Raw genomic sequence first — 13,015 nt, forward strand, 5'->3', positions numbered from 1 at the left:
ACGTCAGCCTCGTGCAGCACACGACACCGTGCAACACACGACACCGTGCAACACACGACACCGTGCAACACACGACACCGTGAAAGACACGACACCGTGAAAGACACGCTCGTCAGCGGCGGGCCGGAATCCCCGGCCCGCCGCGTCCCCCGGCAGCCGGACGGCGGGGCCGAGGCGGCCCGCCGCCGCAAGAAACTGATCACTCTCACCCGTCCCTGGCTCCTGCTCGCCCCCTCCCTCGTGGTCCTCGCGGGCCTGCTGCTCTGGCCGCTGATCCAGGTCGGCAAGCTCTCCCTGCAGGACTACAAGGTCAAGTTCGGCGGCGGCGTAGGGACGTACATCGGGTTCGACCACTACAGCGACCTGCTCGGCAGCAGCCTGCTGTGGAAGACGGTCCTGCCCAACACCGTCTTCTTCGCCATCGCCTGCGTCGGCCTCACCGTCGCGCTCGGCACTCTCGTGGCGCTGCTGCTCAACCGCCTGGGTCCCACCTGGCGGGTGATCTGCTCGATCGCGATCCTCGCCGCCTGGGCCATGCCGGCGGTGACAGGGACGTACGTATGGATCTGGCTCTTCCAGCCGCAGGACGGCATGGTCAGCCAGATCGCCGGGGCGGTCGGCCTGATCGACCCGGAGACCACCAACTGGTTCACCGAGCGCGGCCCGTTCTACGCGATCGCCACGCTCAACGTCATCCACCACGGCTTCCCCTTCGTCGCCATCACCGTTCTCGCGGGACTCATGACGATCCCCAAGGAGCTCTACGAAGCGGGGGAGTTGGACGGCGCCAACGCCTGGCAGCGGTTCTGGAACATCACCGTGCCGACGATCAAGCCCGTCTTCCTCGTGGTGACCATCCTCTCCACCATCTGGGACTTCAAGGTCTTCACCCAGATCTATCTGCAGCCCGGCGGTGACGGCTCCAACGAGGACGTCTACAACCTCGGCGTCTTCTCCTACATCCAGGCCTTCGCCAAGAACGACTACGGCACGGGCGCGGCCGCGGCCGTCCTGCTGACCGCGCTGCTGCTCGTCATCACCGTCGTCTACATCCGCACGCTGTTCCGGCAGGGGGAGGAGGACCTGTGACCACCCGCCGCACCACTTACGCCTCGCGCATCGGGCTGCCGGTCGCGGTCGTGGCGCTCCTGGTCTTCACGCTCTTCCCCGTCTACTGGATGATCTCCACGGCGCTCGACCCGAAGGCCGCCCTGCGCGGCTCGGACGTGCTGCCGAGCGGCATCAGCTTCGAGCACTTCACGTTCGTCTTCGAAAAGGGCAACTTCGGTACGTACCTGCTGAACTCGGCGCTCGTCGGCTTCGCCACGATCATCGCGGCCGCACTGCTCTCGCTCTTCGCGGCCATCGCGGTGGCGCGGTTCAAGTTCCGCTTCCGCACCTCCGTGCTGATCATGATCCTGATCGTGCAGATGGTGCCGCTGGAGGCGCTGGTCATCCCGCTCTTCATCCAGATGCGGGACTACGACATGCTCAACTCCCTGCTCGGGCTGAGCATCGTCTACATCGCCCTCTCGCTGCCCTTCGCCATCTGGACGCTGCGCGGCTTCGTCGCCACCGTCCCCAAGGAGGTCGAGGAGGCCGCGTACATCGACGGGGCGTCCTGGCCGCGGATGTTCTGGTCGGTGCTGCTGCCGCTGGTCGCGCCCGGACTCGTCGCCACCTCGATCTTCGCCTTCATCACGGCGTGGAACGAGTTCGTCTTCGCCTACACCTTCATGAAGGGCAGCGACAAGTACACGGCGGCCGTGGGCATTTACCAGTTCTTCGGTGAGAACTCGACGGCCTGGGGCCCGGTCATGGCGAGCTCCACGCTGGTCACCCTGCCGGTCATGATCTTCTTCGTGATCGTGCACAGGAAGCTGGGCTCGGGCCTGGCGGCCGGCGCCGTCAAGGGCTGACCGTCCGGGGGGCGTTCAAGGGCTACGGCACCTTGAACGTCTCCCCGTACACCTTCCAGGTCAGCGGAGTCCTCAGGTCCAGATTGCCGTCGTAGAGGAACTGGCGCTGGGCCGTCTCGACGCGGGTCGTGTCGTGGTGGGCCTTCTTCTCCTTCATCGCCTTGGTGCGGATGTCGAGGAAGATGTCCAGGTACGCCTTCTCCTTGCCGCCCTGGGACGGCGTGTTCGCCTCCTTCAGCGCGGCCTCGCGCAGGCCGTAGAAACCGCGGGGGCCCGTGCCGGGGCCGTGCAGGACCATCGCGTCGTAGTAGATGAACTGGCCGAGCGTGCCGAGCCCGTCGAGCTTGGCCAGGCGCACCGCCGGGTCGAAGTAGACGCGGTCGCGCGTCCTGTCCTGGGCCTTTCGGAACGCGGGCTCGGTGGCCTCCGCCTTCCAGGCCTCGGTGAAGCCGGGGTCCAGGCCCTCGTGAGAGTCGCTGCCGTCGACCCTGCGCAGGGCGGGCAGATAGCGGGCCAGGCCGTTGTCCGGGTGGTCCTTCGTGTAGCGCTCGACGAGGGTCAGCAGGTCGTGGGTGCCGGTGCAGAAGCCGATGATGCCCGCGGTGTAGCCGTTCCCGTCGCCTATGTCCTCGATGTAGCCGTACTGGCCGCGCCAGTTCAGCGTCGAGTTCTCCGCGCTCGCCACGAGCTTCTGCGCCAGGTCCTTCTTGGCCGGGGCGGCGAGGCCGGGCGGCAGCGACGCGATCAGCTTGTCGTCGGCCCTTTTCTCGGCCGCCGACTTGTCCTCGTCGTAGGGGCGTCCGGCGCCGGGAGCCTTCTGGTCCGCCGCGCCTGCCGAGTCGGAGTCTGCGCCCATGAGGTAGACGGCCATCGTGGCGACCGGGGCGACGGCGACGAGAAGCAGGAGACCAGCGCGTTTCATTCGGCCAAGATTACGTGCGCTTTCGCGGCGGCGCGCCTTCCGGACCCATGCCGCAGGTGACCGGATCCGACTCTATTGACTAATAGTCAATTCGGCGCCAGTCTCGGGACCCGTACCCAGCCGTGGAGGTCAGCCCGGGGAGGCGACGTGAGCACCGAAGCGCACGAACAACGGGAGCAGCTGAGCGCGGAGCTGCGGGACGAACCACCCGAGTCCTTCGGGCAGTTGGCGCCTCAGCGGCTGGCGGCACTGACCCAGGCGCTGAAGCGGGAGCGCGAGAGCCGGGCCGCGGGACTGAACGAGGCCGCCGAGGAAGCCCTGAAGCTCGTGCCGGCCCTGGCCCGCGGCCCCGTCCGCCGGATCCTCTTCCGCTAGCCGCAAGGAGGCTTGAGTCAGCATGGACAAGCTGCGCAGCAGGGCCGAGACCCTCAAGATCGCCCGCCTGCTCGACGTCGAGCCGCAGGCGCTCGCCTTCCTCCAGGCGCTGCCCGTCGAGGACGTACGCCGCTTCCGCGCGCAGAGCGTGGCGGCCCTCTTCGACCGGGCGCCCGACATGCTCGACCGCATCGCGTCCGCGACCAAGCTGGTGCCTGCCGGGGTCGCGGCCGCCATCTCGCAGAAGGCGCTCGGCCCCCGCCTCGCCGCCGCCGTCGCGGGACGGCTCGAACCGGCCCGCGCCGCCGACATCATCGAGAAGCTGCCGGTGTCCTTCACGGCCGAGTCGTGCGGACACCTCGACCCGCGCCGGATCAAGGGCATCGTCGACCGGCTCGACGAGGATTTGGTCGTCCGCATCGCGGTGGTGCTGGCCGAGCGCGGCGACCACCTGACGATGGGGCGCTTCGTCGGCCATCTGTCGGACTCCGCGCTGCGCCGCATCCTGCCGCAGGTCGACGACGCCGCCGTCCTCAGGACGGGCTTCGCGATCGACGTGCCCGAACGCCTCGGCGGGATCATCGAGTTGATGGGCGCGGAGCGGCTCGCCTCGGTCATCGCCTCCGCCCCGGCCGAAGGGCTGTGGCCCGAGGCGCTGGCCGTCGCGGGCATGGTGACGGGGGAGCAGCGGGGCCGCATCGCCTCGCTCGCCGCCGCACAGCCCGAGGACCGGCTCGACGCCCTCGTCGTGACCGTGGCGGAGCAGGACCTGTGGGAGTCCCTGCTGCCGCTGGTGGCCCTGCTGAGCGAGGCGGAGCGGCGGGCGGTGGCCGAACTGCCCTCGCTGCGCGGCGCCGAGGTGCTCGGCGGCGTCGTGCGCGCGGTCGTCGCCACCGGCCTGTGGGCGGAGTTCCTGCCGCTGGTCGGCGCGCTGCCTGACGAGTCCCGCAAGGTCGTCGCCGACGCCGCGGGCGCGCTGCCCGAGCCCGACCTGGACGCCCTCGCCAGGGAGGTCGACAAGCAGGACCTGTGGGAACTGGTCATGCCCCTGGTCGAGTTGATGGACGACGACGCCAAGACGCGGATCTTCGCGCTGCCGTCGTTCCAGGACCAGGCGGGGTAGGACCCGTCGCAAGCCACGTCGGGGCGCGGGGAACTGCGCGAGCAACGAAAGAGCCGCAGGCCACCCGCGCCGTCACTCACATGGCGTAGGCAGGATCGATGCGGCACGTCCGTACGTGGGACGGCGCGCATCGGAGGGGCGTACGCGGGGCAGGGCGCAGGTGGATCCGCCGCATTCCGGGCGGGTCCGCCAACTCCCCCGAAGGAAAAGGACTTCATGCGCCTTCGCACCACGGTCGCCGCCGCCCTCGGCGCGCTCGCCCTCGTCGTCACCCTGCCGACCTCGGCGAGCGCCGCCACCGGCGACTTCTCCTACAAGTTCGCCGGGCTCGACGGCTCGCCGCAGTCGGTCACCCTGCACGACCCGGTGAGCCCCGGCTGCATCACCCTCCCCGAGGTCGCGGACCCGGACTCCTCCGAGCCCGCGTTCGCCCCGCACAACGACACCGACACGTGGGTGATGGTCTTCACCGAGCCCGACTGCTCGGGTGACTCCTGGACGCTGCGCCCGCACGGGCACCCCGCCACGGACCGCCTCAAGCTGCGCTCGGTGTTCCTGACCGACCGCCACTGAGCCGGGGCGCCGTCACCCCGTCGTCGACCCGCCGTCCACGGTGAACTCCGCGCCCGTGACGTACGACGACGCGTCCGACGCCAGGAACAGGACCAGCTCGCCGACCTCCTCCGGGCGGCCCATCCTGCCCAGCGGCAGATGGGACCAGTCGCGCCCGGCGGAGGTGGCGGAGATCATCGGGGTGTCGATCGCCCCCGGATGAACGGAGTTGACCCGGACCCGGTACTTCGCGAGGTCCAGCGCCGAGGACCGGGTCAGCCCCCGCAGGCCGAACTTCGTCGAGCCGTACGCCGCGTGGCCCGGGATGCCGACGAGGCCGGCCGTCGACGAGATGTTCACGACCGACCCGCCGCCCGCCTCCTTCAGTGCGGGCAGCACTGCCTGGATCCCCAGGAACGGCCCGAGCAGATTGACCCGGACCAGCGCCTCGAAGTTCTCGTACGTCTCGTCCTCGACGGCAGCCGTGCGCCACAGCGCCGCGTTGTTCACCAGGGCGTCGAGCCGCCCGAAGGCCTCCAGGGCGCGGGCCACGGCCGCCGACCAGCTCTCCGCGTCGGTGACGTCATGACGTACGAACACCCCTTGTTCCCCGAGGGACTCGGCGACCGCCCTGCCCTCCTCCTCGCGCACGTCCGTGACCACGACCCGCGCCCCGGCCTCGGCGAACAGCCGCGCCTCCGCCGCGCCCTGGCCGCGGCCCGCGCCCGTGATCAGGACGGTCCTGCCGTCCAGGCCATAGGAGACCTTTCGCGTATTTCGGGAGTCCATGTCACCCTCCATGCGTAGCGAATCCGCATATGACTGACAGTCATATGCGGAAGGTCTAGCAGTCGTACGTGCAAGGGAGAAGGGCGGAGCGACGCATGGAATCTGCGATCAGTCTGCGCAAGGTGGAGGACTCGGCGCCCGCGCTGGTCGGTCTCTACAAGAGCGCGGGGGTCAGTCTGCGCAAGCACGGCCTGCAGGGGGTGCGGGCGGCTGTCTATCTCGTCGTCGACTACTCCGGCTCCATGCGGCCCTACTACAAGGACGGCAGCGTCCAGGCGCTCGCCGACCGGGTGCTCGGCCTGTCCGCGCACCTCGACGACGACGGGGTCGTGCCGACCGTCTTCTTCTCCACGGACGTCGACGCGGTGACGGAGATCGCGCTCGACAACCACCGCGGTCGCATCGACGAGATCGTCGCCGGGCTCGGGCACATGGGGAAGACCAGCTACCACCTGGCGATGGACGCGGTCATCGACCACTACGTCGACAGCGGCTCCACCGAGCCCGCCCTCGTGGTCTTCCAGACCGACGGCGGTCCGATCAACAAGCTCGCCGCCGAGCGCTATCTGTGCAAGGCGGCGAGGCTTCCGCTGTTCTGGCAGTTCATCGGCTTCGGCGATCCGACGAGCAAGCAGTTCGACTATCTGCGGAGGCTCGACGAACTCGCCGTCCCCGCGAAGCGTCCCGTCGACAACGCGGGCTTCTTCCACGCAGGGACGGACCCGCTGGCGGTGCCGGACGACCGGCTGTACGACCAGTTGGTGGGCGAGTTCCCGGCGTGGCTCGCGGCGGCGCGGGCGGGCGGGATCGTGGGCTAGTCCACGGCTGAGGGCGGCCTAGTCGACCATGCGCTCGCGCAGCTTCAGGATCGTGCCCGCGTCGAGGCCGAGGCCCTTGGTCAGATAGCCCTGCAGGCCGCCGTAGCGCTTGGCCGCCTCGGCCAGGGCCGTGTCGAGGTAGTCGGTGCGGACCTCCTGCAGCGGGATGATCAGGTCCGGGTTCTGCATCATGCCGCTCTGCTTGAGCGCCTCGCGGAGCTTCGCGTCGTACGCGGCACGGTAGGTGTTGGAGGCCAGGTAGTCGCCCACGGCCGTGCGCTCGGAGACGCCGACGAGGCGCAGCAGGAGGTAGCTCGTCCAACCGGTGCGGTCCTTGCCCGACGTGCAGTGGTAGAGCAGCGGCGAGCGGCTGTTCGCGATGTCGCGCAGGGTGGCCGCGAACTGCGCGCGGTTGGTGGAGTCGCTGACGAAGGTGCGGTACACGTCCCGCATGAACGCGGCGGCCTTGCCGCCCCCGAGCATCTCCTCCTGCTTGACCGGGTCCTTGGAGCCGATCGCGGTGAGGAGCTGGGTGAACAGGCCGTTGTCGGTGATCGGCCGGGAGACGGGGGAGAGCCCGTCGGGCAGCCGGTCCGCGCCGTCGTACTGCACCTCGGCGGCCACCCGGAAGTCGATGACCTTCTTCAGGCCGAGCTTCGAGAGGGTGGTGAGGTCGGCGTCGGTGAGCTTGCTGAGGGCGTCGGCGCGGAAGACCTGGCCGCGGCGGACCTTCTCGCCGTCGACGGTCGGATGGCCGCCCACATCGCGTACGTTGACGGCGCCCTGGAGGGGGATCAGGTTCCGGTGGGCGGGCGCCTGGGGGTGGGACGAGGCGTGGCGGTAGGTGGTGGGGGCGTCACCGGCCGTGATGGATTCGGAGGGGGCCGCCCAGGCGGGCAGGGTGCCCAGGGCGAGCGCGGAGATCGCCAGTCCGGTCGCGGTACGGGTACGAGAGATGCGCATCGGTCCGCCTTCCCATCGGTAGCGGTGCCTCGTGGCCAATGGTGCCCCAACCAAGCGATTGTTTGGGTGGGTGGTCCGGTGAAGGTAGCGAGGTGCCCGCGAGGGAGGAAGGGCTGCGCTCGAAGTACTGACGAATCGTCAATTATGTAGAGCGGAAGGGGTGTTGGGGAGGGTGTCGTTCCGTGAGGCGGGCGGGGGTCGATGCGGGGCTCGGGCGGGGGTGCCGGCCCGTGCGTGCCGAGTGTCGTGCGTCTCACGGGGTCCCGGAACAAGGGGCCCCGTGTCCGTGTTAAAGTTCTGTGTTGCAGTTTTGGTACCCATGAACTTTATGTGCGCCTGACGGGAATGCTCCGAGGGCGCATTATTGTTTTTCCGGTTCTCTCCGGTATGGGGGTCATTGCAGCGCTGGAGATTCGCAATTCCGTGATTCTCCATACTCTGCCCCTGTTGAGGAGATTGACATGGCAACCGGCACCGTTAAGTGGTTCAACTCGGAAAAGGGCTTCGGCTTCATCGAGCAGGACGGCGGCGGCCCCGACGTCTTCGCCCACTACTCGAACATCGCGTCCTCCGGCTTCCGTGAGCTCCTGGAGGGCCAGAAGGTCTCCTTCGAGGTGACCCAGGGCCAGAAGGGCCTGCAGGCCGAGAACATCGTTCCTGCCTGATCGTCGCAGCGCGCGAACCTCACAGCCGAGGCCCGCACCGTCACGGTGCGGGCCTCGGCTTGCGCTGTCATCGGGCCCCACGGGCCCAGAGCCGCACCGGCTCAGAGGTCCGGAAGTCCAGCGACCAGGAAGGTCTTTCCGTATGAACCGCCCCGAACGCCCGGCACGCCCCGCACGCAAGCGCCCCGCCAACGCGGGAGGAAAAGGCAGGCCGAACGGCTCGGCACGCTCCTCGCATTCCGCGAAGAAAACCGGGAGCCGTAAGCCGAGGCCGGTCCAGGGCGGCGAATTCGCACTGCCCGAGACCATCACGCCCGCACTGCCGGCCGTCGAGGCCTTCGGCGAGCTGGACATGCCCGAGGCCCTCCTGAAGACGCTGGCCGCCCAGGGCGTCACGGACCCCTTCCCGATCCAGGCCGCCACCCTCCCCAACTCCCTGGCGGGGCGCGACATCCTCGGCCGCGGGCGCACCGGATCCGGCAAGACCCTCGCCTTCGGCCTCGCCCTCCTGGCCCGCACGGCCGGGCAGCGCGCCGAGTCGAAGGCGCCGCTCGCCATGGTCCTGGTCCCCACGCGCGAGCTGGCCCAGCAGGTGACGGACGCCCTCACGCCGTACGCGACGTCGGTGAACCTCCGCGTCGCGACGGTCGTCGGCGGCCTGTCGATCGGCAAGCAGGCGGGCACGCTCCGCCGCGGCGCCGAGGTCCTCGTCGCCACCCCCGGACGCCTCAAGGACCTGATCGAGCGCGGCGACTGCGATCTCTCGCGGGTGCGTACGACGGTTCTCGACGAGGCCGACCAGATGGCCGACATGGGCTTCATGCCGCAGGTCACGGCGCTGCTCAAGCAGGTCGAGCAGGGCGGCCAGACGATGCTGTTCTCGGCGACGCTGGACAAGAACATCGACCGCCTGGTCCGGATGTTCCTCACGGACCCCGTCGTGCACTCCGTCGACCCGTCCGCGGGCGCGGTCACGACGATGGAGCACCACGTGCTGTACGTCGCCGACGAGACGGACAAGAAGGCCGTCGCCCTGCGGATCGCGGCCCGCGAGGGTCGAGTGATCATGTTCCTGGACACCAAGCGGGCGGTGGACCGCTTCACCAAGCGGCTGCTTGCCAACGGTGTACGGGCCTCCGGGCTGCACGGCGGGCGCTCGCAGCCGCAGCGCAACCGGACGCTCGACCAGTTCAAGAACGGCCAGGTCACCGCGCTGATCGCGACGAACGTCGCGGCGCGCGGCATCCACGTCGACGACCTCGACCTGGTCGTGAACGTGGACCCGCCGACCGACCACAAGGACTACCTGCACCGGGGCGGGCGCACCGCGCGGGCGGGGGAGTCGGGCAGCGTCGTCACGCTCGTGCTGCCGGACGAGAAGCGGGACATGACGCGGCTGATGTCCGACGCGGACATCCGGCCCCACACGGCGCGGGTCTCGTCGTCCGACGAGGAGCTGACGCGGATCACCGGGGCGCGGGAGCCGTCGGGTGTGCCGGTGGTGATCGAGGTGCCGCAGCCCGCGCAGGCGCCCGCGGCGCGGTCGTCGTCGCAGAGGCGTCGTCGGCCGCGGGGTGGCTCCGCCGGTTCCGGGGGTGCGGGGAACGGTGGTGGCGGTCGGGGCCGCCGGGGTGGTCGTCCCGGGAGCGGGGCCGGGGGGCGTCGCGGGTCGGCGTGACCTTGGTTCTGGGGTGCCCGGCGGTATCCCCTGGTCCGCCGCTTCGCGGCGGATGTCTCCCACCCGCCCGCCCGTTTGCCCCGTAGTGGCCATGTGGGAGTAGGGGCAGGGGGGGCTCCCCTCGGGGCGAGGCCATGCCCGGCCTGGCCGTGGCGGGAGAATCGGGAGAATAGGGTCAGGGAACCTGGTCTGCCGTCTGCCGTCTGCCGTCTGCCGTCTGCCGTCTGCCGTCTGCCGCTCCCGCCCCGCATCACCTGCACCACCCGAACCACCGCCCGAAGGAGCCCGCTCGATGTCATCGGAGCGCGAAGTCGTCGCGTTGCCCCTGCTGGAAGACGACCGCGCCGCGCTGCGCGCCGACTGCGGCAGTTGTTTCGGGCTCTGCTGCGTGGCCCTCGCCTTCTCCAAGTCCTCGGACTTCCCGGTGAACAAGGACGCGGGCAAGCCCTGCACCAACCTTCAGGCGGACTTCCGCTGCGGCGTCCACAGCGAACTGCGGGACAAGGGCTACCGCGGCTGCACGGTGTACGACTGCTTCGGGGCCGGACAGCACGTCTCCCAGGGCACCTTCGAGGGCCGCGACTGGCGCAAGGATCCGGCCACGGCCCGGCAGATGTTCGAAGTGTTCCCGATCATGCGGCAACTCCACGAACTGCTCTGGTACGTGACCGAGGCGCTCACCTACCCGCAGACGCGGCCGATCGCCGCCGACCTGAAGCGCGCCCTCGCCACGACGGAGCGCCTCGCCGGTGGCACCCCCGAGGCCGTCGCCGCCACCGATGTGGCCGCACACCGCCAGGAGGTCAACACCCTTCTCCTGCGCACCAGCGAGCTCGTCCGCGCCGAGCACCTGCGCAAGGGCGGCAAGAAGAAGAACCGCCGCGGCGCCGACCTCTTCGGCGCCCGGCTCAAGGGTGCCGACCTCAAGGGCGCCGACCTGCGCGGCGCGTACCTCATCGCCGCCGACCTGCGGGACGCCGACCTGCGGGCGGCCGACCTGATCGGCGTGGACTTCCGCGACGCGGACCTGCGGGGCGCCGACCTCACCGGCGCGCTCTTCCTCACCCAGACGCAGGTGAACGCGGCCAGGGGCGATGAGCGGACGAAGCTGCCCAAGTCCCTTGAGCGGCCTTCGCATTGGGGCAGCGACTAGCGAGGCATCTTGGGCCGCAGCCCAGCGGGACCTCGGCTACGCGTCGCAGTCGAGGACCGTCCGGCACAGCGTGCACCGCGCCCGCACCCGCCCCCGTGCCGGCACCCTGATCCGCTGGTGACAGGTGGGGCAGGGGAACGACACCCGTAGCGTGCCGAGGCCGTCGGAGGAGAAGGAGTACACTCCCGCGGCCCCGCCCCGCGGCCCCGAAGCCCCTGCCGCCGCGGCTCCGTGCTCTCGCGCGTACCGCCGGTCCTTCGCGTACCGCCGTCGGCCCGCCCAGCCCGCGGCCGTCAGCGGCGGCTGCTGTTCGTCGCGGCGGGCCTGGGCGAGCCCCTTCGTGTACGCCGTGTACGCCTGCGGGCTGGTGAACCACGTCTCCGGCGCCTCGCCGAACGCCAACGCCCGCTTGGCCAGGACGTATCCGAACTCCTCCGGCGTGAGATAGCCGAGCTTCTGCGAGGACGCGCCGTCCTCGCGGTAGGCGTCGAGCAGCAGCCAGCCCGCCCCCAGGTACGTGGTGGCGGTGTCGGTCAGGATCTCGTTGTCGCGCGTGCCGGGGAACGACAGGTCGAGCCGGTGCAGATACACGTGCATGACCTCGTGGGCTAGCGCGGCGCCGATGTCCCTGCGATGCCTGCGGAAGCGGTCGTTCAGCTCGATGAAGTACTCGGGCCCCGCGGCCAGTTCGACGTATGCGGCGTGTTCCATCTCGCGGAAGCTGACGATCATCCGGGCGTCGGGAAGGCGCAGGTGCCGCACCATCTCGCGGGCCACGCGCTGCACGCCGAGGTGCAGGTCGTCCTGGTCGCTGAAGGCCACGTCGGCCGGGGCGACGCTGGTGTCGAAGGTGTGGACGGTGTCGTACGAAAGGCGTTTGTAGAGCGCGGTGACGGCGGCGCGCACGGTCTCCAGATGGGGGTAGCCGTGCATGACTGGACCGCCGTCGACCGTCACGTCCGTACCCCCGTAAGTCCGTTTCCCGGGACACCGCAACTGGGTCCCACTGTACGGGGGTTGCCGCGTCCGGGAGCGGGACCGTGCGACACGCCGTGGCTGGAAACCGCCCCTTGTCCTGAGCGGACACCGATCTCCATAATCCGCAACAACGCTTTGGCGGGCTCATGCCATCCACGCGCACCCTGTGGGGACGGCAAGGGCCCGTCATGCGTGCAACCCCCCACGAACCCCCCACGAAGGGAAGTCAGTTGAAGACCAAGCTGCGTGGAGTGAAGAGAGCCGCCACCCTCGGTGCGATCGGTCTCGCCGCCGTCAGCCTTCAGCCCGTGGCCGCCCAGGCGGCCGCGAAGCCGACCCCGCCGAGCGAGCGCGTCGTCGGCGGCACCCCTGCCGAGCAGGGTGAATTCCCGTTCATGGTCCGTCTTTCGATGGGCTGTGGCGGCGCTCTGTACGCCAAGGACATCGTGCTGACCGCCGCCCACTGTGTGGACGGCTCCGGTGACAACACCGGCATCACCGCCACCGGTGGCGTCGTGGACCTCGAGAGCCCCGACGCGATCAAGGTGAAGTCCACCAAGGTCCTCCAGGCCCCCGGCTACAACGGCAAGGGCAAGGACTGGGCGCTGATCAAGCTCGAGAAGCCGATCGACCAGCCCACGCTGAAGATCGCCAAGGACACCAAGTACAACGAGGGCGAGTTCGACATCGCCGGCTGGGGTGCCGACAAGGAGGGTGGCGACCAGCAGCGCTACCTCCTCAAGGCGAAGGTCCCGTTCGTCAGCGACGCCGACTGCGAGGCCGCGTACGGAGCCGACCTCACGCCCGGCGAGGAGCTGTGCGCGGGCAAGCTCGCCGAGGGCGGCACGGACACCTGCCAGGGCGACTCCGGCGGCCCGATGTTCCGCAAGGACGAGGCCGGCGAGTACATCCAGGTCGGCATCGTCAGCTGGGGCAACGGCTGCGCGCGGCCGAAGTTCCCCGGTGTCTACACCGAGGTGTCGACCTTCGCGGCCGACATAGAGAAGGCGGCGTCGGAGCTCTGAGGCTCTGATGTCCACGGCGGGGCGTTCGCGGTCGCGAGCGCCCCGCTTCGCCGTG

Annotated in this window: 14 protein-coding genes; 10 read left to right on the forward strand and 4 right to left on the reverse strand. The window is 69.8% G+C overall.

All coding sequences use genetic code 11. The features are described 5' to 3' along the window. The first annotated feature begins 96 nt into the window (after positions 1 to 96). Entirely contained in the window at positions 97 to 1,089 is a 993-nt protein-coding gene (locus AB0B50_RS23255; RefSeq protein WP_362335017.1) for a sugar ABC transporter permease, read from the forward strand. Further along, positions 1,086 to 1,919 carry a carbohydrate ABC transporter permease gene (locus AB0B50_RS23260; RefSeq protein ID WP_362335019.1) on the forward strand — a complete coding sequence of 278 codons (834 nt, stop codon included), beginning with the start codon at positions 1,086 to 1,088 and terminating at the stop codon, positions 1,917 to 1,919. Before AB0B50_RS23255 ends, AB0B50_RS23260 begins: the two co-directional genes overlap by 4 nt. Positions 1,920 to 1,941: 22 nt before the next feature. Here the strand turns inward: AB0B50_RS23260 and AB0B50_RS23265 are convergent, their stop codons facing one another. Further along, positions 1,942 to 2,841, reverse strand: coding sequence for a chitosanase (locus AB0B50_RS23265; protein ID WP_362335022.1), 900 nt, complete (start codon positions 2,839 to 2,841; stop codon positions 1,942 to 1,944). 147 nt (positions 2,842 to 2,988) lie between these two features. Between AB0B50_RS23265 and AB0B50_RS23270 the strand changes: the two genes are divergently transcribed. The 3 genes from AB0B50_RS23270 to AB0B50_RS23280 all read left to right on the forward strand — a co-directional run bounded on the left by AB0B50_RS23270 (position 2,989) and on the right by AB0B50_RS23280 (position 4,912). After that, complete coding sequence (locus AB0B50_RS23270; RefSeq protein ID WP_362335024.1) at positions 2,989 to 3,216, forward strand: hypothetical protein; 228 nt, start codon at positions 2,989 to 2,991, stop codon at positions 3,214 to 3,216. 22 nt (positions 3,217 to 3,238) lie between these two features. Then, entirely contained in the window at positions 3,239 to 4,339 is a 1,101-nt protein-coding gene (locus AB0B50_RS23275; RefSeq protein ID WP_362335027.1) for a hypothetical protein, read from the forward strand. A 216-nt stretch (positions 4,340 to 4,555) separates the two neighbouring features. Then, entirely contained in the window at positions 4,556 to 4,912 is a 357-nt protein-coding gene (locus AB0B50_RS23280; protein WP_362335029.1) for a hypothetical protein, read from the forward strand. 12 nt (positions 4,913 to 4,924) lie between these two features. Here the strand turns inward: AB0B50_RS23280 and AB0B50_RS23285 are convergent, their stop codons facing one another. Then, positions 4,925 to 5,680, reverse strand: coding sequence for a glucose 1-dehydrogenase (locus tag AB0B50_RS23285; RefSeq protein ID WP_362335032.1), 756 nt, complete (start codon positions 5,678 to 5,680; stop codon positions 4,925 to 4,927). A 95-nt stretch (positions 5,681 to 5,775) separates the two neighbouring features. Between AB0B50_RS23285 and AB0B50_RS23290 the strand changes: the two genes are divergently transcribed. Further along, positions 5,776 to 6,498: a VWA domain-containing protein gene (locus AB0B50_RS23290; protein WP_362335034.1), complete on the forward strand. Its 723-nt coding sequence runs from the start codon at positions 5,776 to 5,778 to the stop codon at positions 6,496 to 6,498. An 18-nt stretch (positions 6,499 to 6,516) separates the two neighbouring features. Here the strand turns inward: AB0B50_RS23290 and AB0B50_RS23295 are convergent, their stop codons facing one another. Further along, entirely contained in the window at positions 6,517 to 7,461 is a 945-nt protein-coding gene (locus AB0B50_RS23295) for a tyrosine-protein phosphatase (RefSeq protein ID WP_362335037.1), read from the reverse strand. A 461-nt stretch (positions 7,462 to 7,922) separates the two neighbouring features. Here AB0B50_RS23295 and AB0B50_RS23300 point away from each other — a divergent pair, with 461 nt between their 5' ends. The 3 genes from AB0B50_RS23300 (at position 7,923) to AB0B50_RS23310 (ending at position 10,957) form a co-directional block, all read left to right on the forward strand. Next, complete coding sequence (locus AB0B50_RS23300; RefSeq protein WP_030362889.1) at positions 7,923 to 8,126, forward strand: cold-shock protein; 204 nt, start codon at positions 7,923 to 7,925, stop codon at positions 8,124 to 8,126. Between the two features lie 142 nt (positions 8,127 to 8,268). Beyond that, the gene (locus tag AB0B50_RS23305; RefSeq protein ID WP_362335040.1) at positions 8,269 to 9,804 is read left to right on the forward strand and encodes a DEAD/DEAH box helicase; all 1,536 of its coding nucleotides are present in this window, start codon (positions 8,269 to 8,271) and stop codon (positions 9,802 to 9,804) included. 292 nt (positions 9,805 to 10,096) lie between these two features. Further along, the gene (locus tag AB0B50_RS23310) at positions 10,097 to 10,957 is read left to right on the forward strand and encodes a pentapeptide repeat-containing protein (protein ID WP_362335043.1); all 861 of its coding nucleotides are present in this window, start codon (positions 10,097 to 10,099) and stop codon (positions 10,955 to 10,957) included. A gap of 36 nt (positions 10,958 to 10,993) precedes the next feature. On the opposite strand, the gene AB0B50_RS23315 is transcribed toward AB0B50_RS23310, so the two are convergent. Continuing rightward, on the reverse strand, positions 10,994 to 11,890 hold the full coding sequence (locus AB0B50_RS23315; protein WP_362335846.1) for a hypothetical protein: 897 nt from the start codon (positions 11,888 to 11,890) through the stop codon (positions 10,994 to 10,996). Positions 11,891 to 12,165: 275 nt separating this feature from the next. Between AB0B50_RS23315 and AB0B50_RS23320 the strand changes: the two genes are divergently transcribed. Beyond that, positions 12,166 to 12,960, forward strand: a complete 795-nt coding sequence (locus tag AB0B50_RS23320) for a serine protease (RefSeq protein ID WP_362335046.1) — start codon at positions 12,166 to 12,168, stop codon at positions 12,958 to 12,960. Positions 12,961 to 13,015: the final 55 nt, after the last annotated feature.

Origin of the sequence: Streptomyces sp. NPDC041068, assembly GCF_040647455.1 — a bacterium.
In the GTDB taxonomy this organism is placed as follows: Bacteria; Actinomycetota; Actinomycetes; order Streptomycetales; family Streptomycetaceae; genus Streptomyces.